The following is a 23353-nucleotide window of genomic DNA, read 5'->3' as shown; positions in this document are numbered from 1 at the left end:
TCCCCGACTCAGCGACATTCGACACCCGCGCGTAATGGATCATCGAATCGACCACACCGACATCGTGAACCAGCACACCGCCGGCCCCGATACCAGAATGTTCGAACATGTGTTCGAGTCTACGCGCACTCGACAAGGCGTGCCAGGGGCAATTCAAACCTGTGGATAACTCACATCGGCGCAGGCAAACAACTCATGGGGTGCTCGGAGTCGGCCGCTCGTAGCAGCCGACCCCGAGCGTCGCGGTGAATCAAGCAGTGGTGCCGAAAGCGTCCCGGATGCTCTCGCGCGAAGCGGAAACCTGCGCTTCGATGGCCTCACGGGCTGACGAGGCGGTGGTGCGCAGCTCGCTCCACTCGCGCGTGGCGACCTCGCGCACGTCCTCGGCGCCCTGGGCTGCGGTGCCGGCCACGGTGAACAGGCCGTCGACCGCGGTCGCGGTCAGGGCGCCCTGCGCGCGCACCAGCGAGCCCGCTACCTGTGAGGCGCCGGCGATGATGGCGTTGGGGCCGACGGCGTTGCGACCGACGTATTCGCCGACGGCGCTGCGGATGTCGCGGCCCGACTCGGCCAGCACGTCCTGAACGGCTGAACCGGTCTCGCTCACGGCATCCGGCAGGGTGGCGCCGTCGCGGATGGAGGAGATCACCTTGGCCGGAGACTCGACGACCGCTTCGGTGGCAGCGGAGGTCGCGCTGACCAGTTGGCGCGTGAGGCTGTGGCCGGCGTCGAGCTGACGCTCCAGCACGCCGCTCAGTACCTCGCGGATGGCGAGCGCGGTGTTGGTCGCCTCTTCGGCGGCAGCCTTGGTGGTCTCGACGAGTTCGGCCTCGATGACCTGCCCGTTCGCGGTGTCGTTGGTGGTGGGGGTTTCGGTGATGGTCATGGTTGCTCCTGTTGGAACGCGGAAAGCCGGTCGCCCCAATTGAACTCCGCGCCACCGAACCCGAGGTGACGCTGAGGTGACCGGCCGGGTCCGTGGAGACAACGAGCTAAGCCCACGGCAGTGACCTACGCAACACCTGATCAGTGGACTTCGCCGCGCCGGATCGGGGAGGCGAACTACACCCAGTACGGCACGCGGGCGCGATATTGCCGCATCGCGAGCGCGGCGACGACCCAGCCCAGCACGGTAAGCGTGATCACCACGACCCAGTGCCGTAACTCCTGCGGCTGGCCGAGCAGCGGGGCGCGCACGATGTCCACATAGTGCAGAAGTGGGTTCAGCTCAATGATTTTCGCCCAGGTGCCCGCACCCTGGAGGCGCAGCGTCTGGTCGTTCCAGATGATCGGGGTGATGTAGAACAGCAGCTGCACCAGACTCGCCAGAAGCGGGCTGATGTCCCGGTACCGCGTGGCCAGGATGCCGAAACACAGGGCGACCCAGACGCAATTGGCCACGATCAGCGCCAGCGCCGGGATCACCGACAGGTCGGCCCACGACCACGGCTTCGGGAAGATGATCGCGATGATCACGAAGATGATGATGTTGTGCGCGAATAGCAACACCTGACGCCACACCAACCGGTAGACGTGCACCGACAGCGGCGTCGGAAGTTGTTTGATGAGGCCCTCATTGGCGATGAACACGTCGGCACCTTCGAGGATGGACGCGTTGATCAGGTTCCAGATGATCAGGCCCAGCGTCACGTAGGGCAGGTGCTCGGCCAGTGGCAGGTGGAACAGCTGGGAGTACAGCCCGCCCAGCGCCACGGCCATGGTGCCGGTCGCGATGGTGATCCAGATGGGGCCGAGCACCGAGCGCCGGTAGCGCTGCTTGATGTCCTGCCAGCCCAGGTGCAGCCAGAGTTCGCGCTTGCCGAAGCCGGTCACCAGGTCGCCCCAGGCGCGGCGCAGCGTCTTGGACTGCGCGGCCGCGTCGGTGAACGTCATCGCTGCCCTCCTGTATTGGGTCCGCCCGAACCGGGCCTGCTGAACTTCTCGTCTCGTCCCAAGCGGCGCAACCGCATCCAGTCGCGCAGCCCGGCCGGATCACGCCGGGTGATCAGGAAGTACCACCCGAAGCGCACCCACTCCTGGGGGACCAGCTTCCGCAGACCCGGTTGGGACTGCAGGTATCCGCGGTTGCGGTATGTGAAGTAGCGCTTGGTGGCGTCGTCGGGGTACTGCGTGTGCATGCGACCACCGAGGATCGGCTTGAACTCGTCGGATCCCTGCGGGTGGAGATACACCGCGTTCAGGCAGGTGCCGAACGGCAGGCCGGAACGGACGAGCCGGCGGTGCACCTCGACCTCGTCGCCGCGGACGAACAGCCGGATGTCCGGCACGCCAACGGCTTCCAGCGTCGAGGCGCGGAACAGCGCGCCGTTGAACAACGACGCGATACCGGGTAATAGATCGGCCCCGGCACCAGCGTCAGATCCGGCGTCGACCTGCAACTCCGATACATACCGCCGCCACACCAACCCGCGGCGCAACGGAAAGGCCAGTCGGGCAGGCTCATTCAGGTCGCACACCATGGGAGACACCTCGGCCAGGTCGTGCTTCGCCGCGCAGTCCAGCAGCGTCGCAAGCACCGACGAGTCGGCGGGACGGCCGTCGTCGTCGGCCAGCCACACCCACTCGGCGCCCAAGGCCAGTGCGTGCAGGATGCCCAGTGCGAAACCGCCTGCGCCGCCGAGGTTCCGGGCCGAACCGAGGTATGTCGTCGCGACCGGCTGGGACTCGACGAGTACCCGTACCGCCGGATCGTTGTCGTTGTCGACGACGACGACGTGATCGGGCAGTCGCGTCTGGGAGCACACGACGGCAAGGGATTTCGCCAACAGCTCCGGCCGCCGGTGCGTGACGATCACCGCGCACAACATGTCGGTCACGCCTGGCGCTCGCGCTCGTTCTCTTCGAGCACCTCGCGCACGTGCCGTGCTGCGTCGTCGCCCTCGTAGGCGCGGACGACGTCCTCGATGCCGCCGGTCATGCGGATGGTGCCGTGGTCGACCCACATCGCGGTCTGGCACAGCCGGGCCAGGAATTCGTTGGAATGGCTTGCGAACACCAGGATTCCGGAGCGCTCCACCAGGGCTTGCAGCCGGGTGCGGGCCTTCTTCAGGAAGTCCGCGTCCACCGCGCCGATGCCCTCGTCGAGCAGCAGGATTTCGGGGTCGATGCTGGTGACGACGCCCATCGCCAGGCGTACGCGCATACCGGTGGAGTACGTGCGAAGTGGCATCGACAGGTACTCGCCGAGTTCGGTGAATTCGGCGATCTCATCGACCTTGGCCATCATCTGCTTGCGGGTCTGCCCGAGGAACAGGCCGCGGATGATGATGTTCTCGAAACCGGAGATCTCGGGATCCATGCCGACACCCAGATCGAAGACCGGGGCCACGCGGCCGCGCACGGTCGCCGAACCGCGCGTCGGTTCGTAGATGCCCGACAGCAGGCGCAGCAGCGTCGACTTGCCGGCGCCGTTGTGCCCGACCAGCCCCACCCGGTCGCCCATCTTGAGCGACATGGTGATGTCCCGAAGCGCTTCGATCACAACGACATTCGACTCGTTGCGGGCGATGCCGCCACCGGCCTTGCCCAGGAAGGCCTTCTTCAGCGAACGGGATTTCGCGTCGAAGATCGGGAATTCGACCCACGCGTTCTGCGTGGAGATGTGCGGTTCCGTCACGGTTTACAGGTACTGGCCGGTGCCGGACTGGAACGGGCCGCGGCCACCGTCGGCGCCGGGCGGCAGGGCGCCCTGGCGCATCTGCTCGAGCTGCGCACGGGCGGCCATCTGCTGCGCGAACAGGGCCGTCTGAATACCGTGGAACAGGCCTTCGAGCCAGCCGACCAGCTGGGCCTGCGCGATGCGCAGCTCGGCGGCCGACGGCACCTTGTCCTCCGAGAACGGCAACGACAACCGCTCCAGCTCGTCGGTCAATTCCGGGGCCAGGCCGTCTTCGAGTTCCTGGATGCTCGACCGGTGGATGTCGCGCAAGCGGTTGCGGCTGGCCTCGTCCAGCGGTGCGGAGCGCACCTCTTCCAGCAGCTGCTTGATCATGGTGCCGATGCGCATGACCTTGGCCGGCTGCTCGACCAGGTCGGTCAGCGATTTGCCTTCGTCGCCCTGGTCGGAGTCCTGTCCCGGATCCCCGCCCAATGCCAGGTCCCCGCCGATGACCTCGATGTTGTCGTCGTCGTCTTCTGGTTTCAGCGTCATGCCTGCAGTGTTCCTATCTCTTCGCCGGTGCGGTGTCGCCGCGCCACTCGTAGATGCGGGACCGCCCATTGTCGTAGATCTTCGCCCACGACTTCGACCTATCCAGCGACACTAGTCCGTCGGGCATGACGAACCCCTTGACGATGGTCGAGCTGGTGATCACGTACCGGATGTTCAGGGCGTGCACGGCCTCCGCGATGCGCCGATCGGTGTCGGCGTCGTCGGCGTAGGCCCAGAAGATGAAGCGGTGATAGCCCGGGCCCTGCTGCTGCGGGTAGTCGTAGTGGGTCCACAGCGGGTGCAGCCCCGCGACCGCGTACATCCATGACGTGCCGTCGGTGTTCGCATTGCCGATCAAGGTGTCCTTGGCGCCGGGCAGCGTCGCCAGGTAGGCGAAGGCCTCGAGGTTCTTGTCGTTGACCATGATCTGGTCGTACTTCTGGCCGATCAGGTAGCGGTGTCGCGGGAAGTAGTGCCCGGCCAGGCCGATGGTCGAAAAGGCGAGCAGGACCACCGTCACAACGGCCCAGAACCGTTCTGTGCGGGGTGCTCGCTTGCGCAGCCAGTCGACGACGAACTTGATCATCGCGAACAGTGCGATGCCGGCGAACGGCGTGATCAGCAGGGTCACCACGGCCGACAGCCGACGCGGGTCGCTGTAGTAGAGGTCGGCGTACGTACCGATCAGCGCACCGATGGGGCCGCCGAACGGCGCACCCGAATGCACGATTGCGACCATCAGTACCACCCAGACCAACGCCGGCCACCAGACGCGCTTGATCAGCACGATCAGGCCGCCGACGCCGCCGAGCGCGATCAGCATGTTCTGGATCGGGTAGTCGTTCAGGTGGCGCGTGTGCTGCACGATGGCGTTGAACAGCACCCGGAGCCGGGTCTGATGCGTGATGAAGGCGTGCCCGACGATGATGTCGGCCTGCGCCAGCACCCCGATGAACTGTGGCAACAGCAGCACCAGGGACGGCACGGCGACGGTCAACAGGGTCAGGAAGTCGGCGAGCCGGCCGCGCACCGGATGCCGGAGGGTGTCGCACAGCCACCAGGCGCCGACGAACGTGACGACGACGACGCCGCCCGTGATGTGCGTGGAGAACACCCCGATCAGGGCGATGACGGCCACCGGGATCCGGTCGCGGTGCCGCAGGCACGACATGATCAGCACGGTCGTCGGCCCGGCGAGACCGTAGGCCACCAGGTTGGGGACGGCAGCGACGTCGAACTCGACGTAGGGGACCGCGGTGAACGACGCCGCCAGAGCGCCTGCCGTGGCGGCGGCTCCCGCGCTCCAGCGCTGGCAGGTGTGGGGCCGGACCATGGCCCACGTCAGGCTTGCCGCGCTGACGGGGAACAGCCAGGTCGAGGCCGCGAGGGAGTGCAGGGTGTAGGCCGTCGCAGGCGCGGCGCCGGTGAGTTGGCAGAAGACGGCGGCCAGGGCGTGGAAGGTCGACGGGTAGTACAGCAACGCGTGTGTCTCGACGTTACGAAGCTCACCCATGTGGGTGGGCGAAGCCTGACCGACGTCGAGAATCCAGCGAATGGTGTTGCCGTGCCAGACCGAGTCCCAAGTGCTCGGAATGGATTGCCAATGCGGCATGCCGAGGATTGCTGAAATTGCAATCGCCGTCGCGCCGACCAGAATGCCCGCGGCGACGAACAGGGCCGGGCCACGGCTGATCGCGAGGGCCTCCGCCGCAGTGTCCCGGTAGCGCCGCAGCGCACGACGAAGCCCGGCAACCACCGCGACCACGATGACGAACGCCAGCAAGGCCGTCCACCCGTTCCACGGGACGCCGACGGCACCGAGTGGGACGACGGCCAGGGCCACGATGCCGTAGGTCACTGCGGGGCCGACTGCGATGGCAACGGGCCAGGTTAGCTGCGCTACGCGGGCGGTGATTGCTCCAGGTATCACCATGATCAACAGGGCGACAAGGACGCCGGACGCCAAGCTCACTGCACTAGTATGGCTGTTCGGGTAGCCCGGCTTTCGCCGGTGTGTGCAGCGGGGCGCGCCCGCCGGATAAATTTGGCTTGGCAGGCCTGAATCGCTCGAAGGTTGGCATGGCATGGCATACGACGTCGCCCGGGTGCGCGGTCTGCACCCGTCACTGGGCGGCGGCTGGGTGCATTTCGACGCACCGACCGGAATGCTGCTGCCGGACTCGGTAGCGACCACTGTTTCCACTGCCTTCCGCGGGTCCATGTCGTCGGCCGCCGGCCCCCATCCGGCCGCGCAGCGCAGCGCCGCGGTCCTGACCGCCGCGCGACAGGCGGTCGCCGATCTCGTCGGCGGCGACCCGCGCGGGGTGGTGTTCGGCGCCGACCGTGCCGTCCTACTGAACTCGCTGGCCGAGGCGTCGGCGTCGCGGTCGGGCCTGGGCTACGAAGTGGTCGTCACCCGCCTGGACGACGAGGCCAACATCGCACCGTGGCTGCGGGCCGCGAATCGCTATGGCGCCAAGGTGAAGTGGGCCGAGGTCGACATCGAGACCGGTGAACTGCCCAGCTGGCAGTGGGAGACGCTCATCACCCGGCCGACTCGCTTGATCGCGATCACGTCGGCATCCTCGAAGCTCGGCACCGTCACCGATCTACGGCCGGTGACCAAGATGGCGCGGGAAAACGGTGGCATGGTCGTCGTCGACCACTCCGTGGCCGCGCCCTACCGCCTGCTGGACATCAACGACGTCGACGCCGACGTGGTGGCGCTCAACGCGATCGCGTGGGGTGGGCCGCCGATCGGCGCGCTGGTGTTCCGCGATCCCGCGATGATCGACACCTTGGCCGCGGTTTCACTGGACCCGAATGCCACGGGGGCCGCGCGGCTGGAAGTCGGCGCGCACCAGTTCGGCCTGCTCGGTGGGGTCGTCGCCAGCATCGAGTACCTGGCCAACCTCGACGACGCGGCCACCGGTTCCCGCCGCGAACGGCTCGCGCGCTCCATGCAGTCGGCGGAGGCCTACCTGGGCCGGGTGTTCGGGTACCTGCGTAACTCGTTGCGGTCATTGCCGTTGGTCATGGTTCTCGGCGCACCCGAGGCCGCCATTCCGGTGCTGAGCTTCGCGGTCCAGGGCGTGCCCGCCGACCGCGTGATCAGTCGGCTCGCCGACAACGGCGTACTGGCGGTGTCGGACGGCAACTCCCGGGTCCTGGAGGCCATCGGCGTCAACGACATCGGCGGCGCAGTCACGGTCGGCCTCGGCCACTACACGACGACCGCCGAAGTGGATCAGCTCGTCCGGGCGCTGGCCTCGCTCGGTTAGCTACGTGCAGTCCAGCGCGTCGAGCAGGATCTGCGGAGGTTCGATCTTCCCGGAGCCGTCGGTCGCGATGCAGACGTAGACGGTCCGCGCGGTGACGATGGGCTGAGCGGAATCGCCTGCGTGGATGAGAAATTCGACCGTGAACGAGGTACGTCCTCGGGTAGGAACGGTGACGTCGACGTGAATCTGGTCGCCCCACTTCAGCGAACCCGACCAGTCCAGTTCGGTGTGCACCACCTGAGTGTCGACGCCCGCGTCGACGATGTCGTGCCATGACGCCGTCTGGGTGACGAACGCGGCGAAGGCCTCGTCCATGTAGGCCAGGTACCACATGTTGAAGACGACGCCCTGCTGGTCGACCTCCAGGTAACGGACCGGCGCGGTGTAGGTGAACGTCACAACCTCAACCTAATCCCTCACCCGCAGAAGCACTTTCCCGGAAACGGCGCCTTCCTGTAGGAGCTGGTGCGCTGTTCCGGCCTGCTCGATGGGCAGTTCGGCGCCGATGATCGGCCGCACCCGGCCGTCGGCGATCATGGGCCAAACATGTTCCACCACTTCGGAAATCACCGCGGCTTTGCCGGACGGCCCATCGAGGGGACGCGAGCGCAACGCGGTGGCGATGACGCCGGCCCGCTTGGACAGGAGCTTGGCGATGTTCAGCTCGCCCTTGACGCCGCCCTGCATACCGATGATCACCACGCGGCCGTCGGGTGCGAGCGCGTCGATATTCCGGTCCAGGTAGGAGGCGCCCATGATGTCGAAGATGACGTCGGCTCCGCCTGCCTCCGTCACCCGTTCGACGAAGTCCTCGTCGCGGTAGTTGATCAGGATGTCGGCGCCGAGTTCGCGACAGAGCTCCAGCTTCTCGAGTGACGCGGTGACTGCGACGCGGGCGCCCAGCGCGCGCGCGACCTGGATGGCATGCGTGCCGATCCCGCTCGCGCCGCCGTGCAGCAGCACCAACTGCCCGGAGCTCAGCTGGGCGGTCATGGACAGGTTGGACCACACCGTGGCGGCGACCTCCGGCAGGCCGGCCGCATGATGCAGCCCCACGCCCGCCGGGATCGGCATGACCTGGGCCGCGGGCGCGGCCACCTTCTCGGCGTAGCCACCGCCGGCCAGCAGGGCACACACCTCGTCGCCGACAGCCCAGTCCGCGACGCCCGTACCGACCTCGGAGACCACACCCGAGACCTCCAGCCCGAGGATGTCGCTGGCACCCGGCGGCGGGGGATAGAGGCCGGCGGCTTGCAGCAGGTCGGCCCGGTTCACCCCGGCGGTCGTCACGTCGATGACGACCTCGCCGGCGGCGGCCGTTACGTCCGGTACCTCGGACCATGCCAGCTGACCTGGGGATTCGACGACGATGGCGCGCATAGCCGCAACGCTACACACGGACCCTCTGGGCCCGCTCGGGCCCGGACCCCTTAGGCTGTTCGGCGGTGGCGTGGCAGAGCGGCCTAATGCACTCGCCTTGAAAGCGAGAGTTGGTTAAACCCAACCGGGGGTTCAAATCCCTCCGCCACCGCCAAATGTTCGACCTTCGAACCCAGCGTCAGCGGGGTTCGTATCGGTGAAACCGATCACGCTGCGTTTCTGACACGCCGTGGGCGCCCGGCTGGCACAGGAAGTTTCCCGGCTCGGGCCAAGTGAATTCACCACAGAATCTCCGCCTGTTTCGACCACCATCGCGGCAATGCACGACGCTGCGTACAGCGATGTATGTGGGCAGGTGAGTTAGTGACTGCGGAACGTTGCATCGCCGTCGGCGAGTGCTGGTACGTCATCGATGCACGTCGGCACGCCGACGCCACGTTGCTGGAGTTGCCCAGCCCGCGGCGGGTGTGGCCCGCTGATAGCTGCTTCATCCGCAGAGGGTGGTCGCACGGATGAGCTGACTCCATCCAGCATTATTAGTGAAGCTACTTTGTTAGCTCCACTTCTGATCGCGTAGGAGTTGACGCATCAGTCACCTTATTCGATTGTTCGCAGTATTACGTGAAAGGCCAAGCGAGCCGGGGGGCTTGAGGCTGGTCTTCGCAGGGGGATTCATGCATGCTCGTATTTGGCCTGTCGTCGCGGCGTCTGGCCGCGACGGCAGTGGTGTTCGCTGTATCTGTCGCATCGTGCGGATACGGCGCGGGTATCGCGATCGCTGATCCGCAGCCGATGCCGGATCGGTGGACGCAGTTCGTCACCGATGACGGCTGGGTGGTGGACGTGAACACCACCAACGAGTCGCGTTCGTCCAGCACATTTTTCAGAAAGCTGTCGAAGCCGTTCGCTCGTGAAGGATGAACAAACGTGACACTCAGGGCAGATTATCAACTGTTCATTAGGGACAGAATCGGTGGACACCGTATCGACCTGCTCGAAAACGACGACGTCGCGCCCGAAAGCGTGCCGCAATGGTGGCTCGACGCAAATGCAGCCGACGGGCGGGACGGCGTCGAACTCGCCCTACGCGTCTGGCAGCCCGTAATCGCGCGACGCCTGCCGCGCCTGACTGACAAACTGGCGCAAGATGGCCTCGGTGTATTTATTGCGCGCATGGTCTCGACGCGCGCAGCGGACGAAAGTGGACAGAAGCCAGTTCTGCTGTACGTTCTACGCAATTCGGATAATGAAAGTGCGTTCGATACCAGATTCGGGCCAGCGCCACTGCCCCATACCGACATTCCAGCGTATTGGAGCGGCATTCCAGCCGGCTTGCAGAGTTTTTATCTGGAAATCCATGACGGCTTTTACGACGACTTTGGCGGAGCTGGGCTGAGTCCGAGCGGCAACTTTTTGTTGCCCGCAGAGCATGGCGATCCTTCAGAATTTACATTTCGTGGAGAACGCAGTAAGCCCGACATAGACAAATTGGTTGAAATCGGTCGCGATGGTGCCGGTGGTGGACTATGCCTCGACGTGAGTGATGGCCTCGGCAGGGCATGGGACTGGTATCAGGGGACGTTCACACCCAAAGGCGATCTATGGGAAGCGCTCGACGAGCTGCTTAGCCAACTGTGAGCGTCCTGTTCAATTTTTAAGTTCGTCCGGTCAACCTCGAACGGACCGTGGCTCACCGCGAAGTCCCAATGCCCAGGGCGGACCCAATTCCACTCGTTCCGCTTGTTCTTCGGAACATGTTGACCGACAACAATATTCGGATACCTAATCCGCCCGCAGTACCTCAAGCATCCCTGGCCGCAGTAGGTCGGCGATCCGGTCCCACGGCACCGTGACAGCCACGTAGTCACCCAGGGCATGGGCCACCGGTACGTAGACCTGAAGCCCGGTCGGCGTCGGCAGCCAGTTGACGTCGATGTCGTCCTGCGACAACTGCTGCGCATCCAGCCGTCCGCTGGTGTCCAGCTGCGGCAGCAGCGTCCGTAGCCGGGTCAGCGCGGCCGCGTGATCCTGGTAGAGGTCGTTGAGGGTGACCGGCGTCGCGGTGCGGGTGGCGATCACCACTGTGCCCAGGCTTTGATTGGGGTGCGCGGCGCCCTTGCCGTACCAGAACAGCACGATGCGTCCGGCCACGACGCCGGAGCCGATTCTGGTTACGCCGCTGCGGAATCCGTCGATCACGCCATCGTCGACGCTCGTGGTGGCGGACTGCTCGGGCATGTCGGCCCGGGAGGCCCGCATGGCGGCGTTGAAGCGGGCGGTGACGGCTGGGTCGCCACCGGAAAGCTGCGGGATGGTCACCGACTTACCGGGCTGCGACCCGGGCGTGGTGATCGACGTGATCGAGTATCCGTGCGTTTCGGCGGCCGGCGGTGCGGTCGAGGTGGCACGGGTGGTCGTTGTGGTGCTCGCGGTCGTTGCGGTCGGCCTCGGAGTGGCCGGTGTACAACCAGCGAGGGTGACAACGGTCAGTGCCGCGGCCGTGATCAGGCGTGGTGCGGGCGTCATCGACGGCATGACGCGAATCTATCGGTCAACCAGTGATCAGCTGGGTATTTACCGGCGTCGCCCCCGTCGTCAGGTCCAGTACCGGGCAGTGCGCGTCCACCGCTGCTTGCAGTTCGCGGTACCGCTCGTCGGTCTCCGGTCCGGAGACGTTGACCGTGACCCGAATCTGTTGGAAGCCGGGGCGGACGGTGTCGTCGAGGCCGAAGAAGCCGCGCACATCGAGGTCGCCTTCCGCGCTCGCGCTGAGGGAATCCACCTGGATACCGAGCCGCTCGGCCCAGAATCGGTAAGTGACCACCTGGCACGACAGCAGTGATGCCAGGTAGTACTCCACCGGATTGGGTGCTGTGTGCTGCCCGCCGAGTGCGGGTGGCTCGTCGACGTGGACTCGGTACTTGCCGAGGGAGATCTCGCTGCCGACGGTGCCTTCCGGCTGAGCCGAGGCCTTGAACACCACGGTGGCCGCGGCGGGATTGTCGGCGACGACCGCCCGGGTGGCGTTGGTGATCGCGTTGAGGGAAGTCACGGAAGCACTCACCCGGGCGACGTTATTTGCGCCGACGTCGGGGATCGACCGTTGTGCCCACGGTGAATTCAACTTCCGGATTAGGCTTTCGGTCATGACGGCGCAGTGGCTGCCATTGTCAGAGTGATCGGACGAGAAGATGCCCAGTAATGCCGTTACGGCCATGAGCAAGTTGATGTTTCGGGGCATGGACAAACTGCGGCACCGGGAGGCCTTCGACATCGGGGAGCCGACTGCCACCGATTTCGCCGGCTTCGACCGGGCGCGGCAGATCGTGCTGATCACGTTCAAACGGTCCGGTGAGGCCATGCCGAGCCCGATCAATCACGGTGTCGCCGACGGGAAGTTGTACGTCCGCACCGACGCGTCCACGGGGAAGGTGAAGCGGCTACGCAACGATCCCCGCGTGGTCGTGGTGCTGTGCAACCTGCGGGGCAAGCCGACGGGCCAGCCGGCCGCCGGCGTCGCCCGCATCCTCCCGGAGGCCGAGCACGCACACGCCGACGCCGTGATCGCCGCGAACTGGTCGCCGGCAATGAAGCTGTTCGAGCGGACCCTCGACAAGAGCAGCTCCGCCTTCGCCATTCCCATGGCCTACATCGAGATCACGCCTGCGCCGACGACTTAGCGTAATTGGTAATACCACTAGACCTCTTACCTTTGGTGGGTTACTGTCGTCGTCATGGAGTTGACGTCGATCAAGCGGCGCTCGGCAGCGGACGAGGTGCACGACCAGCTGCTCAGGCAGCTCGTCGCCGGCGCCCAGCCGCCGGGATCCCGCCTGCCGAGTGAGCGCAAACTGGCCGAGGTGCTGGGTGTTTCGCGGCCTGTGGTGCGCGAGGCGATCCAGCGCCTCGTCGCATCGGGCCATCTCGATGTCCGGCAGGGTGACGGCGCCGTCGTCAACGACATCATGCTCACCGGCGGCCTCGACCTGCTGCCGCATCTGCTGGTCGACGTGCCCGACGGCGCGGTGGTGAATCCGTCCGTGGTGCGCAGTGTGCTCGAGGTGCGGGAGTACCTCGGGCCATGGATCGCCGAGCGGGCCGCGGCACGGTCGGGGGCGGGGCTCGGGGAAGCGCTGACGCAGGTGCTCGAGGATATCGACGGTGCGCAATCTGGAGCCGAGCAGCAGCAGGCGGCGCTCGCCTTCTGGGGATGTCTTGTGCGCGGGGCGGATTCGATTGCGATGACGCTGATCTACAACGGCATGCGGCGGGTGTACGAACCGATGCTCACCGTGGTGGCCGATGCTGTGGCCGCAGCCGAACCAGCCGCCCTGTACCGCGATCTCGCGGCGGCTGTCACCGCGGGCGACGGCGCCGCGGCTCGACGTGCAGCGGCAACGGTATTGGGCGGCGCGACCGTCGTCCTCGGCGGATTTCTCGACGAGATGGAGAAGGCATGACCACGGCTCGCGCCACCACCACCCGCGCTCGGGGCGTGACCCTTCGCCAGGCCGCTCGCGAGTTCTGGCGCCATCCGACGCCGTGGATGATCCTGACGTATCTGGTCGGTGCACTTGCCGCTCGAATCGCATTGGGTGGCTTTGCTATTCGTGAAATCTGGATACCAGTGGCCGTGCTGGCGCTGCTCCCGTTCATCGAGTGGGTGATCCATGTGTTCGTATTGCACTGGAAGCCACGCGATCTCGGGCCGGTCAGGCTGGACACGCGGCTCGCCCGCGATCATCGGCGGCATCACGCAGACCCCCGTGATGTCGATCTCGTGTTCATCCCCACGCGGAGCCTGCCCTGGGCGCTGGCGATCCTGGGCGTTGCGGCGCCACTCGGCATCGGCGTTCTCGTCGGTACCCCGCTGACAGGCACGCTGTCCTTCATGGTGGTCGGGGCGCTGACGCTGCTGGGCTACGAGTGGGTGCACTATCTGGTGCACACCGATTACAAACCGCGCACGCGGTTGTACAAGGCTGTCTGGCGCAATCATCGGCAGCACCATTTCAAGAACGAGCACTACTGGTTCTCGGTCACCACGTCGGGCATCTCGGACCGAGTGCTCGGCACCTACCCGGACCCCGCGACCGTCGAGACCAGCCCCACCGCGAAGAACCTGCACGGGTCGCTGAATTAGCCGCCCTTGCACGAGATGTCGACCCATACCGGGGTGAATTTCGTGCGGTCGATGATGGCGCCCGAGGAATCGACGTTATCGTTGTGCAGCCCCTCGATTCCGAGGACCTTGCACCCCGACAGGGGGTAGACCGCGGCGCCATTGAGAAACACGGTAAACCCTTGCGCCTGAAGCGCATTGATGGTGTCCTGTGCGTTGCCGAAGCCGCCGGGGCCGCCGACCGCGTTGGCGGATCCGGCGAAGGCTGTTGCCGACGCGATGAGGACTCCCATGGCAGCGACGACGGCCGCCCGGCTGATTTTGGGCATGCGAGTACTCCGATTGTGCTGCTGAAGGTTTCAGGGCTGGACGAACTGCTTTACGAAGGTGACGACGTCATCCTTGGGCGGCGGCACGTTGTACGGCTTGGTCTGCGTGTCGTCGTCGAAAGACATGAACATCGGGCAGGTGGTGTCCGTACCGGACAATTCGGTGCTGCCGAGCTCTTTCCCGGTCGCAGCCACCCGGACCGTGACGGTGTATGAGGTGGCCCGAAGGTCGACTTTGTTGGCGGTCGAGTGTCCGTTGTCCTGGTAGCCCGTGCAGTCTTTGACGGACTGTTCGTCTTTGGTCTCGACGCACACCACGATGTCGATGGCGGCATAGGTATCGCGATTGGCGTCGAACTGCACTGTCCAGTCCGACGGCAGGGTGCTGGTGTCCTCGACGAGTCCGTGATTCAGCGGGGTGAACAGAATCGTCTTGTGGGACGGTGCATCCGGGTTGTAGCCGGTCGCACGTGATTGTGTTGCGCCCTGGCATACAGGCATGAAGTCCGCGCTCGTCAGCTTGGCAGGCGCGGGTGAGGTGACGGGGTCGAGGGTGGGTGCTGGTTTCGCGGTGTCGCTATTGGAACAGGCGACGAGGAACGCGAGGGCGGTTCCCGCAACCACGAGGGTGGCGATGTGGGCGCGATTGAGTTGGAGCACTGCGGTTTTCTTTCACCTTGAGACGAATTGCCGTGGGGTTGGCTGCCACTGACAGATAGGCATCCGGGTTACAACCAGGGCAATTCGTCTCAAGGTGGAGGGACGCGACCTCGCTCAGTGCAGCGTCAGCCAGGCGAGACTGCCCAGACCTGCGACCATGCAGTAGATCGCGAAGGGTGTGAGCGTGCGGGTCTCGAAGTACTTCACCAGGAACCGCACCGACAGATAGGCCGCGACGAACGCTGCCGCGCTGCCGGCCAGCACCTGTCCGCCGATGCCGTCCCCGGCCGGGCCGAACAGCTCCGGAATCTTGAGGGCCCCCGCGGCCAGGATCACCGGCGTCGCCAACAGGAACGAGAACCGCGCGGCGTCTTCGTGGGACAGCCCGCGCAGCACGCCGGCGACCATGGTCGCGCCGGACCGGCTGATGCCGGGCAGTAGCGCCAGAATCTGGGCGGCGCCGATGCCCATGGCCTCCGGGATCGGCAGGCGGGCGAGGCGCTCGTCGGAGTCGTTGAGGCCTTCCGAATGCGCGGCGGCGGGTACGGCCGACGCCGTTCGACGCCGAAGCCGTTCGCCCGCAAAGAGAACGACGCCGTTGATCGCCAGGAAGGCCGCGGCCGGCACCGGCTTGCCCAACGTCGTGCGCAGTGCATGATCCAGCGCCAGCCCGGCGATACCGACCGGGATGGTCGACAGGATCAGCAGCCACGCGAGGCGCTCGGCGGACGTGGTGATCTTGCGATTCTTGATCGACGTGACCAGCCCGCCGATCACCGCGACCCAGTCCTTCCAGAAGAACACCAGCAGCGCCACGGCAGTCGCGACGTGCACGGCGACCAGGAACGCGAGGTACGGCGACTTCTCGGCCGTCATGCTCAGATCCTGGGCCCATTGACCCCCGACCAGAGCCGGCACCAGGATCGAGTGGCCCAGGCTCGACACCGGGAACAGTTCGGTGACTCCTTGGAACGCACCGACCACGATCGCTTCGATGTAGTTGAGGCTCAAGGCAATTGACCCTTACTCGCCCTTGAACTCGGGCGCGCGCTTTTCGAACATGGCGGTGATGCCCTCACTCAGGTCCTTCGACGCGATGAACGCCGAGTTCCAGGCGGCCACGTACCGCAGGCTGGCCGAAACCCGTTCCGTGCGTTGCTCATCCAGCACGTCCTTGACCCCCTGCACTGTCAGCGGCGGGTTGGCGGCGATTTCACGGGCGGTCTCGTGCGCGGCGGCCAGGGCGGCCTCGGCGTCGGCGAAGACGTCGTTCACCAGGCCGATCTTCTCGGCGCGCGCGGCGTCGATGTCCTTGCCCGTCAATGCAAGTTCGCGCAGGTGGCCGTCGTTCAGGATCAGCGGCAGCCGGGCCAGCGAACCGACATCGGCGACGATGGCCAGCTTGACCTCGCGCACCGAGAACTTGGCGTCGGCGCTGGCGTAGCGGATGTCCACGGCGGAGATCAGGTCGACGCCACCGCCGATGCACCAGCCCTGGATCGAGGCGATGGTCGGGGTACGACAGTCGGCGACGGCGGTGATCGCGTTCTGCATGCCGCGCACCATGGTGTGGAACTCGGCCCGCTCCTTGGCCAGCCCGCCACCCAGCATCGGCGCCAGCATGCCGCCCATGGCGGGCAGATCCAGCCCGTAGCTGAAGTGGCGGCCCGATCCGGTGAGCACGATGGCGCGCACGTCGGGGTCGGCGTCCAGGGCGGCGAAGGCCACCGGCAGCTCGGCCCAGAAGGCCGGGCCCATGGCGTTGCCCTTGCCGGGGCCGAGCAGTGTCACCTGCGCGACATGGTCGTCGATCTCGATCGATAGAGATTCATAGGTTTCACCCATGATCGGCAGGCTAGCCGGTGAACCTGGGCGTAGCGTCTCGACCATGGGGATTCCGTCCGATGTGATCGAGGCCGGCGAGGCCAGCCTGGATGTGCTCGAGCAGGTGCTCGCGGGTCTCGGGCCCGACGACGCGACGCGGCAGACGCCGTGCACGAAGTTCGATGTGGCAGCCCTCACTGACCACTTGATGAACTCGATCACGGTTATCGGCGGCATCGCGGGCGCGCAGCTGCCCGAACGTGACGCCGCCGCGCCGATCATCGACCAGGTGACTGCCGCGGCGCGGCCCGCCCTGGCGGCGTGGCGCAGCAGAGGGCTGGAGGGCACCGTCGCGGCCGGGCCGGGCGAGATGCCGGCCGTGCAGATCGCGGGCATCCTGCCGCTCGAATTTCTCGTTCATGCCTGGGACTACGCCACCGCCGTCGGGCGCAAGGTGGATGCCCCGCACGACCTGGCCGAGTACGTGCTGGGCATCACCCAGGCGGCAATCAGCCCCGCGGCGCGCGCCGCCGTCGGGTTCGACGATCCCGTCGAGGTTCCGGCCGACGCCGGCCCGCTCGATCAGCTGATCGGCTTCACCGGCCGCCGCGCCAACTGACGGCGAAGTCCAGGAACAGGTCGTTCTCGTGCGGCACCGTGACAGTGACGCGCACGCCCTCCTGGCCGTAGGGCCGCACCAGCAGCTTGTTGTCTGCGGCCGCGTCGACGAAATCGACGGTGTCGTCGGGGCTCAGGGGCAGCCAGACGAAGTTGGCCTGCGAGTCGGGTAGCTCGAAGCCGGCGTCGCGCAGTGCCGCGCTGACGCGGGCTCGTTCGGCCACAACGGCGTCGGTGCGGGCCAGCAGTTCGTCGGCGGCGTCCAGGCACGCGATGGCCGCGGCCTGGCTGACGCTGGTCGCCGTGAACGGCACGTACACCTTGCCCAGGGCCGTGACGATGTCCTCGTGGGCGACGGCGTAGCCGATCCGCAGGCCGGCCAGCCCGTAGGCCTTCGAGAAGGTGCGCAGAACCACGACGTTCGGGTGCTTGCGCACCAACGCCAGGCTGTCCGGCAGCAGGCCGTCGCGGATGTACTCGACGTACGCCTCGTCCAGGACGACCAGGATGTGCGGCGGGACCTTGGCGACGAACTCGGCCAGCTTGGCAGGGTCGACGACCGTCGAGGTCGGGTTGTTGGGGTTGCAGACGAAGATCAGCCGGGTGCGGTCGGTGATGGCGGCCAGCATCGCGTCCAGGTCGTGCTTGTGATCGACGAGCGGGACCGGGATGGGCGTGGCGCCGGCAGTGCGGACCTGCAGCGGGTAGATCTCGAAGCTGCGCCAGGCGAACAGCACCTCGTCGCCCACGGAGGCAGTGATCTGGATGAGCTGCTGGCACAGGCTCACCGACCCGCAGCCCACCGAGATCTGGTTGGGCGCGAACCCGACGTAGGCGGCCAGTCGCTCGCGCAACGCCGCGTAGCCGTTGTCCGGGTAGCGGTTGATGTTGTCCATCGCTTTGACGATGGCCTCGCGGACGCTGGGCAGCGGGCCATCGACGGTCTCGTTGCTGGCGATCTTGATGGCGCCGGGCACCGTACGGCCGGGGGTGTAGGCGGGCAGAGCGTCCATCTCGGGGCGCAGGCGGGCGGTCACCCGGGACAGTCTAGGTGTCGGGCAGATGACGCTCTGGCGTCGCCTTTTGCCTTTCGCGGTGTTGACTGTGTACCGTATGCCCTCGGCGGTTCCGGGGTGCAAGAGCCCGGTAACCTCGGAGCGTTCAGGAGGCGTGCCAGAGCGGCCGAATGGGACTCACTGCTAATGAGTTGTCCCCCTTACAGGGGACCGGAGGTTCAAATCCTCTCGCCTCCGCCACATAACTGAATAGTTGTATCCATGCGCCCGTAGCTCAACGGATAGAGCATCTGACTACGGATCAGAAGGTTAGGGGTTCGAATCCCTTCGGGCGCACAATCACTACAGGCCAGGAGCAGCGCTCCTGGCCTGTAGTCGTATCCGGGGCGCTCGATTCGCCCGGTGACGCGCACGTCCAGCGATAGGCTCCGGCTCATGTCGCCAGGGGCTTCGTCCGCGGAGAGCCTGGCGCGTCGTCGACGGGTGCTGATCGTGGCCGCCCGGATCGGCGCCGTGGTCGCCGCGTTCCTCGGCACGTTGTCGATGTTCGCCGGCGAGGCGGGCGTCTGGATCGGGGGCCTGGCGGTCCTGTGCGCTCCGATCTATCTGGTGATCCCGAGGCTGTACCGGTTCGGTGAGCTGCCCGCGCCGTTGACCTTCATCGGCATCGCGTACTTCCTGACGACTCTCGTGACGGTCTATGTGGGACGGGGTTCCGGGCAGCAGCTGTACTTCCTGGTCGCCGCGTCGTTGATCGTTCTGGTGCTGGGGGTCGAGCACATTGTCGTGGCCTCGACGGTGGCAGCGGTAGGCGCTGCGATCATCATTGCGTTGCAGTTCCTGGTGCCCGTCGACACCGGGGTTCAGCCGCGCTGGGCGACGACCATCGGGTTCGTCACCTCGGTCGTTTCCTCGTGGGTGCTGGTGGTCGCGACCATCTGGTACGCGATGCGTGAAATCGACCGCGCCGAAAGCGCTTTGGCAGACGAGTATGAACGCTCGGAGTCCCTGCTGGCCAACATCCTGCCGGCGAAGGTCGCGCAACGGTTGAAGGACCCACACCGCGACGTCATCGCCGACCGGTACGACGACGCCTCGGTGCTGTTCGCCGATATCGCCGGATTCACCCAGCGCGCAAGCGATTCCACGCCCACTGAGCTGGTCAGGTTTCTGGACGGTCTCTACACCCGACTGGACACGCTCGTCGACCGCCATGGCCTTGAGAAGATCAAGACCAGTGGTGACTCGTACATGGTCGTCAGCGGGGTGCCCGAGCTGCGGCGCGACCACCTCGAAGCGCTGGCCGTCCTGGCGCTGGAGATGGTAGAAGCGGTTGCCGCGCTGACGGACCCGAAGGGGCAGTCGGTGCCGCTGCGGATCGGCTTGGCCACCGGCCCGGTGGTCGCCGGGGTCGTCGGCGCGCGGAAATTCTTCTACGACGTCTGGGGCGACGCGGTCAATGTCGCCGCGCGGATGGAGAGCACCGACGTCGTCGGCCGAATTCAGGTGCCGCAGAACGTCTATGAGCGTCTCAAGGACGCTTTCGTGCTCGAGGAGCGGGGGATGGTCGACGTCAAGGGGAAGGGTGCAATGCGTACCTGGTACCTGGTCGGCCGGCGGGACCCTGCAACGCACTGACCCGGATCGGTCTGCGGATGCCGGGTCATCGGGGATCGCGCAGTCGGGCAGTGATCGAAACATTGATGTCTTCGGCGGGGCCGGCGTCTCGGTCGGTGAGCCCCGTCGCGGCCCTGAGAAATGGCCCGAACAATCGCCAACCCAGCTGGAGTGCCAGCGCGTCCGCGGTGGCTACGCGTGCGGCGTGCTCGTCGCCGTGCTGTTCCCGGGCCGCCGCGACGAGTTGCTCGACGTTCGGGAAGTGGTGTTGCAGCTGCCCGATGTCGAACCCGTCCAGCAGCGTACGGGCGATCACCTTCCAGTTGCGTTCGGCGTGGGCTTCGATCAGCTCGGGTGAGGCGTCCGCGTCGCGTGCGGCCACCAGGTCGTCGGCAAGGTAAGCGAGGACGGACGCCACAATGGCTTCCTTGTTGCCGATATAGCGAAAGATCAACCCGGCGTTGATCCCCGAACTGTTCGCGATATCGCGAAGCGACGTCGCCGCCGGGCCTCGTTCGGCGAACAAGTCGGCCGCGTGGGACAGCACGACCGGGCGGATGCGTGCACCGGGGTCGTCCTTCGCACCGCTTGCCTTAGTCATTCGACTAATCTACCGTTTAGTCGATCGACTACGGAGCTGGCGGGAGCTTGAAAATGACGGAGACGACTCGCGAGGCACCGCGTATGAGCGAAGACAACGCGTGGCTCAAACGCTATTACTTCACTCGAGCGGCGTTCTCACTCATCTGGATCGCTGCCGCAAGTGCCGCGGCCAATGGCATCGGTGCCGTGATCGGCGCGCTGCTTCTGCTCTATCCAGCGTGGGATGCGGTCGCCAATCTCGTTGACGCACAACGCAATGGCGGAGTCACGCGCAATCCCACTCAGGCTCTGAACGCCGTCGTCAGCGTAGTCACGACCTGCGCCGTCGCCGTCGCACTGGCCGCGAGCATGAATGCGGTGCTAGGGGTGTTCGGTATTTGGGCGGCTCTGGCGGGTCTTCTTCAACTCGCGACCGCGGTGCGGCGCTGGAAAAGCCATGGGGCACAGTGGCCCATGATGCTCAGCGGTGTCCAGTCGACATTGGCGGGCGTGATGTTTCTCGTCCAGGCGAATGCGCCCGAGGTTCCGCGCATCACCGTGATCGTTCCCTACGCCGCCTTCGGCGCGTTCTACTTCCTGGTCTCGGCGGTATGGCTGGCCGTCAGCGATACGCGCCGTCAGGCGGCGGCCTGCTCCAGTTCGTCGAGCGCCTCGCGCGAGTAGACCGCCAGACGCTGCAGATGTGGCATGGTGTCGCGGCAGCCGACGAACCCGAGGATGACCTTGTCGGTGTAGCCGACCAGCGTGATGTTCAGGCCGTAGCCGTCACACAGGAACGAGACCGGCGCGATCAACTCCAGCTGTGCGCCGCCGAGGTACAGCGGCTCCTTGGTCAGGACCACGTTGGACACCGTGAGGTTGAACAACGGCGGAATCTTTGTCAGCGCACCGGTTTTCTGGCCGATGGTCAGCGGTAGCAAGCCCATCAACGTGTAGTGATTCAAGGCGTTCGGTGACATCGCGAGCAGTTCCTTCTTGCCGCGCGTCGTCGAGGCGTTGATCACCGCAAGGCGCTGCAACGGGTCGGATTCCGTTGTGGCCAAAGGGCAGACGAATCCTGCTGCCGCGTTCAAGGTGTCTTCGTCGCGCTCCCAGCCGACCGGCACCGAGGCGGTCAGCGTCTCGTCGGGCAGCTCGCCCTGCTCGTCGAGATAGCGGCGCAGGGCCGCGCCGCACACGGCGAGCGTGACGTCGTTGACGGTTGTCTCGGTGGCCTTGGCGATCGCCTTCACGCGGCCCAGTTCGAGCACCTCGACCGCGAGCCGGCGCTGCGGTGTGAGGGTTGCGTTGAACGGCGCGCGCGGCGTGCCGAGTGTGGCACCCACGTGGCTGTTGTCGCCGCCGATCATGCCGACCAGGCTCTTGACCAGCTCGGCTGAACCGGTGACGCCGTCGGCCGTCCGGTTCCACAGTTCGTACGCAACCGACGCGATCCGGTTGCGGTCGGGCACTTCGGCCTTCGGCCCGGCCTCGGACAGCGGCACGTAGCGGTCGGGCTCGGTGCTCAGCCACTTCTTGATGGTGTTGATCGCGCCCATGCCGTCAACCGCGCAGTGGTGGGCCTTGAAATACATGGCGAACCGTCCACCGGACAGACCCTCGATGAAGTGCGCCTCCCACAGCGGGCGACGCATGTCGAGTGGGTGGGCGTGCAAGCGCGCGACCAGCTTGCCCAGATCGGCTTCGCTCCCCGGATATGGCAGTGCCGACAGGCGGACGTGATAGTCCGAGTCGGGCTGGACCGAGTGCCATTCGGGGAAGATGCCGTCGACGACCTGACTGTCGAACGGGAACGGCAGGAACGACAGAGTTGAGAACGCGTCGTAGAGTCCGCGGACATAGTCCGGGCCGGCGCCGTCGGGCAATCGGAATGTCAGGAGGGCACCGATGTGCATCGGCGTCCGGTCGGATTCCATCCGGTAGAACATCGTGTCGACAGCACTCAGCAACCGCATGGCAGCACTATGTCAGGCGGTCCAGCTGGAACGCGGCGAAATCCACCAGCAAGTCCACGCCCGACGCGAATTCTCGGTCGCGGTCGAACCGGGCGAGAAAGGGCGCGGCGGCGGTTATCTCGGGTAGCTCGGAACGCTCGAGTTCGTCTTGTCGCTGGGTCATATCCGAAGCATCGTCGCTGCCGAATGTGGGCCCCGCGGATACCTCGCGCAGCAGCATGCCGACCAATGCCGCAAGCAGTACACGCAGCAGGTGCACTGCCTGCTCGGGGCCGGCTCCCGCCCGGCGGAGCACCGACAGCACAGCCTCGGTCGGCGCGAGCCCGGGCAGTGTCGAAATCTGGCGGGTCAGTACCAGGGGTGCTGCCTCTGAGTGGGCAAGAGTCACGCGGCGAAATTCATCGGCGAGTGCCTTCAGATCAGTACGCACGTCGCCCGTCGGTTGTGGTGCCGCCAATTGGCTGAGGAGGAGTTCGGCGACGGCGTCGAGGAGGTCGTCTTTGTCGGCGACATGGTGGTAAAGGCTTTTCGCGTCGACACCGAGCAGCCGGCTGACCGACCGCATGCTCAGTGCGGCGATGCCTTCCCGGTCGATCACCGTCAGCGCTGCTTCGCGGATTGCGGACCGGGTCAGTTGCGTCTCTGTCTTCGGCGGCCGCCCACGGCGAGGGGGTGGGGCAGCGGCGTTCATGACGCTCATTCTGGCCCAGACTCTTGCAAATTTCCACGCCGTGGGATTACTCTCGATTAATCCCACGGCGTGGAAATAGTTGGACA

28 protein-coding genes and 3 tRNA genes are annotated in these 23353 nt (G+C 66.0%); 13 read left to right on the top strand and 18 right to left on the bottom strand.

Annotated features, from left to right (window positions below):
* Nucleotides 1-250: 250 nt before the first annotated feature.
* The 6 genes from QRN63_RS28535 to QRN63_RS28510 form a co-directional block, all read right to left on the bottom strand.
* Nucleotides 251-886, bottom strand: a complete 636-nt coding sequence (locus tag QRN63_RS28535; RefSeq protein ID WP_285034453.1) for a hypothetical protein — start codon at nt 884-886, stop codon at nt 251-253.
* A 176-nt stretch (nt 887-1062) separates the two neighbouring features.
* The gene (wzm, locus tag QRN63_RS28530) at nt 1063-1893 is read right to left on the bottom strand and encodes a galactan export ABC transporter permease subunit Wzm/RfbD (RefSeq protein WP_285034451.1); all 831 of its coding nucleotides are present in this window, start codon (nt 1891-1893) and stop codon (nt 1063-1065) included.
* Nucleotides 1890-2828, bottom strand: coding sequence for a galactofuranosyltransferase GlfT1 (gene glfT1, locus QRN63_RS28525; protein ID WP_285034463.1), 939 nt, complete (start codon nt 2826-2828; stop codon nt 1890-1892). The genes wzm and glfT1 overlap by 4 nt, the downstream gene beginning before the upstream one ends.
* Nucleotides 2829-2833: 5 nt before the next feature.
* Nucleotides 2834-3637: a galactan export ABC transporter ATP-binding subunit Wzt/RfbE gene (gene wzt / locus QRN63_RS28520; protein WP_267319581.1), complete on the bottom strand. Its 804-nt coding sequence runs from the start codon at nt 3635-3637 to the stop codon at nt 2834-2836.
* Nucleotides 3638-3640: 3 nt separating this feature from the next.
* Nucleotides 3641-4171 carry a bacterial proteasome activator family protein gene (locus tag QRN63_RS28515; RefSeq protein WP_267319580.1) on the bottom strand — a complete coding sequence of 177 codons (531 nt, stop codon included), beginning with the start codon at nt 4169-4171 and terminating at the stop codon, nt 3641-3643.
* A 13-nt stretch (nt 4172-4184) separates the two neighbouring features.
* Nucleotides 4185-6143, bottom strand: a complete 1959-nt coding sequence (locus tag QRN63_RS28510) for a DUF6541 family protein (RefSeq protein WP_502888207.1) — start codon at nt 6141-6143, stop codon at nt 4185-4187.
* A 112-nt stretch (nt 6144-6255) separates the two neighbouring features.
* On the opposite strand from QRN63_RS28510, the gene QRN63_RS28505 reads away from it, so the two are divergent.
* The gene (locus QRN63_RS28505; protein WP_267319579.1) at nt 6256-7452 is read left to right on the top strand and encodes a cysteine desulfurase-like protein; all 1197 of its coding nucleotides are present in this window, start codon (nt 6256-6258) and stop codon (nt 7450-7452) included.
* On the opposite strand, the gene QRN63_RS28500 is transcribed toward QRN63_RS28505, so the two are convergent.
* Nucleotides 7453-7851, bottom strand: a complete 399-nt coding sequence (locus QRN63_RS28500) for an acyl-CoA thioesterase (protein ID WP_267319578.1) — start codon at nt 7849-7851, stop codon at nt 7453-7455.
* 9 nt (nt 7852-7860) lie between these two features.
* Nucleotides 7861-8832: an NAD(P)H-quinone oxidoreductase gene (locus QRN63_RS28495; RefSeq protein WP_285034448.1), complete on the bottom strand. Its 972-nt coding sequence runs from the start codon at nt 8830-8832 to the stop codon at nt 7861-7863.
* 64 nt (nt 8833-8896) lie between these two features.
* Between QRN63_RS28495 and QRN63_RS28490 the strand changes: the two genes are divergently transcribed.
* The 4 genes from QRN63_RS28490 (at nt 8897) to QRN63_RS28475 (ending at nt 10470) form a co-directional block, all read left to right on the top strand.
* Nucleotides 8897-8986: transfer RNA gene (locus tag QRN63_RS28490), tRNA-Ser, on the top strand.
* Between the two features lie 209 nt (nt 8987-9195).
* Nucleotides 9196-9348 (top strand): hypothetical protein, encoded by a 153-nt coding sequence (locus QRN63_RS28485; RefSeq protein ID WP_267319576.1) that lies wholly within the window; start codon nt 9196-9198, stop codon nt 9346-9348.
* Between the two features lie 162 nt (nt 9349-9510).
* Nucleotides 9511-9753: a hypothetical protein gene (locus tag QRN63_RS28480; RefSeq protein ID WP_285034464.1), complete on the top strand. Its 243-nt coding sequence runs from the start codon at nt 9511-9513 to the stop codon at nt 9751-9753.
* Nucleotides 9754-9759: 6 nt separating this feature from the next.
* Nucleotides 9760-10470, top strand: a complete 711-nt coding sequence (locus tag QRN63_RS28475) for a hypothetical protein (RefSeq protein WP_267319575.1) — start codon at nt 9760-9762, stop codon at nt 10468-10470.
* A gap of 144 nt (nt 10471-10614) precedes the next feature.
* Here QRN63_RS28475 and QRN63_RS28470 read toward each other — a convergent pair whose 3' ends face one another.
* Both QRN63_RS28470 and QRN63_RS28465 read right to left on the bottom strand, forming a co-directional pair.
* Nucleotides 10615-11367 (bottom strand): hypothetical protein, encoded by a 753-nt coding sequence (locus QRN63_RS28470; RefSeq protein WP_285034445.1) that lies wholly within the window; start codon nt 11365-11367, stop codon nt 10615-10617.
* A gap of 16 nt (nt 11368-11383) precedes the next feature.
* Nucleotides 11384-11896, bottom strand: a complete 513-nt coding sequence (locus tag QRN63_RS28465; RefSeq protein ID WP_285034443.1) for an OsmC family protein — start codon at nt 11894-11896, stop codon at nt 11384-11386.
* A 151-nt stretch (nt 11897-12047) separates the two neighbouring features.
* On the opposite strand from QRN63_RS28465, the gene QRN63_RS28460 reads away from it, so the two are divergent.
* From QRN63_RS28460 to QRN63_RS28450, 3 genes are read left to right on the top strand one after another with little or no spacing between them, the layout of a single operon-like run.
* Entirely contained in the window at nt 12048-12512 is a 465-nt protein-coding gene (locus tag QRN63_RS28460) for a PPOX class F420-dependent oxidoreductase (protein ID WP_285034441.1), read from the top strand.
* 54 nt (nt 12513-12566) lie between these two features.
* Nucleotides 12567-13292 carry a FadR/GntR family transcriptional regulator gene (locus QRN63_RS28455; protein WP_285034439.1) on the top strand — a complete coding sequence of 242 codons (726 nt, stop codon included), beginning with the start codon at nt 12567-12569 and terminating at the stop codon, nt 13290-13292.
* Nucleotides 13289-13975 (top strand): sterol desaturase family protein, encoded by a 687-nt coding sequence (locus QRN63_RS28450; protein WP_285034437.1) that lies wholly within the window; start codon nt 13289-13291, stop codon nt 13973-13975. The genes QRN63_RS28455 and QRN63_RS28450 overlap by 4 nt, the downstream gene beginning before the upstream one ends.
* Here the strand turns inward: QRN63_RS28450 and QRN63_RS28445 are convergent.
* The 4 genes from QRN63_RS28445 to QRN63_RS28430 form a co-directional block, all read right to left on the bottom strand.
* A complete protein-coding gene (locus QRN63_RS28445; RefSeq protein WP_285034435.1) occupies nt 13972-14283 on the bottom strand; it encodes a hypothetical protein in 312 nt (103 codons plus the stop codon). The two genes, QRN63_RS28450 and QRN63_RS28445, sit on opposite strands and share 4 nt — an antisense overlap.
* A gap of 30 nt (nt 14284-14313) precedes the next feature.
* Complete coding sequence (locus tag QRN63_RS28440) at nt 14314-14943, bottom strand: hypothetical protein (RefSeq protein WP_285034433.1); 630 nt, start codon at nt 14941-14943, stop codon at nt 14314-14316.
* Between the two features lie 114 nt (nt 14944-15057).
* The gene (locus tag QRN63_RS28435) at nt 15058-15960 is read right to left on the bottom strand and encodes an undecaprenyl-diphosphate phosphatase (RefSeq protein ID WP_285034459.1); all 903 of its coding nucleotides are present in this window, start codon (nt 15958-15960) and stop codon (nt 15058-15060) included.
* Between the two features lie 6 nt (nt 15961-15966).
* Complete coding sequence (locus tag QRN63_RS28430; RefSeq protein ID WP_285034431.1) at nt 15967-16788, bottom strand: crotonase/enoyl-CoA hydratase family protein; 822 nt, start codon at nt 16786-16788, stop codon at nt 15967-15969.
* Nucleotides 16789-16831: 43 nt separating this feature from the next.
* Here QRN63_RS28430 and QRN63_RS28425 point away from each other — a divergent pair, with 43 nt between their 5' ends.
* Entirely contained in the window at nt 16832-17386 is a 555-nt protein-coding gene (locus QRN63_RS28425) for a TIGR03086 family metal-binding protein (protein WP_267319566.1), read from the top strand.
* On the opposite strand, the gene hisC is transcribed toward QRN63_RS28425, so the two are convergent.
* Complete coding sequence (gene hisC, locus QRN63_RS28420) at nt 17364-18422, bottom strand: histidinol-phosphate transaminase (RefSeq protein WP_285034428.1); 1059 nt, start codon at nt 18420-18422, stop codon at nt 17364-17366. The two genes, QRN63_RS28425 and hisC, sit on opposite strands and share 23 nt — an antisense overlap.
* A gap of 127 nt (nt 18423-18549) precedes the next feature.
* On the opposite strand from hisC, the gene QRN63_RS28415 reads away from it, so the two are divergent.
* The 3 genes from QRN63_RS28415 (at nt 18550) to QRN63_RS28405 (ending at nt 20039) form a co-directional block, all read left to right on the top strand.
* A tRNA-Ser gene (locus QRN63_RS28415) sits at nt 18550-18641 on the top strand.
* A gap of 23 nt (nt 18642-18664) precedes the next feature.
* Nucleotides 18665-18737, top strand: a tRNA-Arg gene (locus QRN63_RS28410).
* Between the two features lie 99 nt (nt 18738-18836).
* A complete protein-coding gene (locus tag QRN63_RS28405; protein ID WP_285034426.1) occupies nt 18837-20039 on the top strand; it encodes an adenylate/guanylate cyclase domain-containing protein in 1203 nt (400 codons plus the stop codon).
* A gap of 25 nt (nt 20040-20064) precedes the next feature.
* Here the strand turns inward: QRN63_RS28405 and QRN63_RS28400 are convergent, their stop codons facing one another.
* Nucleotides 20065-20619 (bottom strand): TetR/AcrR family transcriptional regulator, encoded by a 555-nt coding sequence (locus QRN63_RS28400; protein ID WP_285034424.1) that lies wholly within the window; start codon nt 20617-20619, stop codon nt 20065-20067.
* Between the two features lie 83 nt (nt 20620-20702).
* On the opposite strand from QRN63_RS28400, the gene QRN63_RS28395 reads away from it, so the two are divergent.
* Entirely contained in the window at nt 20703-21284 is a 582-nt protein-coding gene (locus QRN63_RS28395) for a DUF308 domain-containing protein (RefSeq protein WP_285034422.1), read from the top strand.
* Here the strand turns inward: QRN63_RS28395 and QRN63_RS28390 are convergent.
* Nucleotides 21239-22576: a WS/DGAT/MGAT family O-acyltransferase gene (locus tag QRN63_RS28390; RefSeq protein WP_285034420.1), complete on the bottom strand. Its 1338-nt coding sequence runs from the start codon at nt 22574-22576 to the stop codon at nt 21239-21241. The genes QRN63_RS28395 and QRN63_RS28390 overlap by 46 nt on opposite strands.
* 7 nt (nt 22577-22583) lie before the next feature.
* Nucleotides 22584-23267 (bottom strand): TetR/AcrR family transcriptional regulator, encoded by a 684-nt coding sequence (locus tag QRN63_RS28385; protein WP_285034418.1) that lies wholly within the window; start codon nt 23265-23267, stop codon nt 22584-22586.
* Between the last annotated feature and the right edge of the window lie 86 nt (nt 23268-23353).

This window comes from Mycolicibacterium sp. lyk4-40-TYG-92, assembly GCF_030209435.1.
GTDB lineage: Bacteria > Actinomycetota > Actinomycetes > Mycobacteriales > Mycobacteriaceae > Mycobacterium.
Note: the sequence above shows the minus strand (reverse complement) of the source record. Positions and strands in the feature narration are given on the sequence as shown.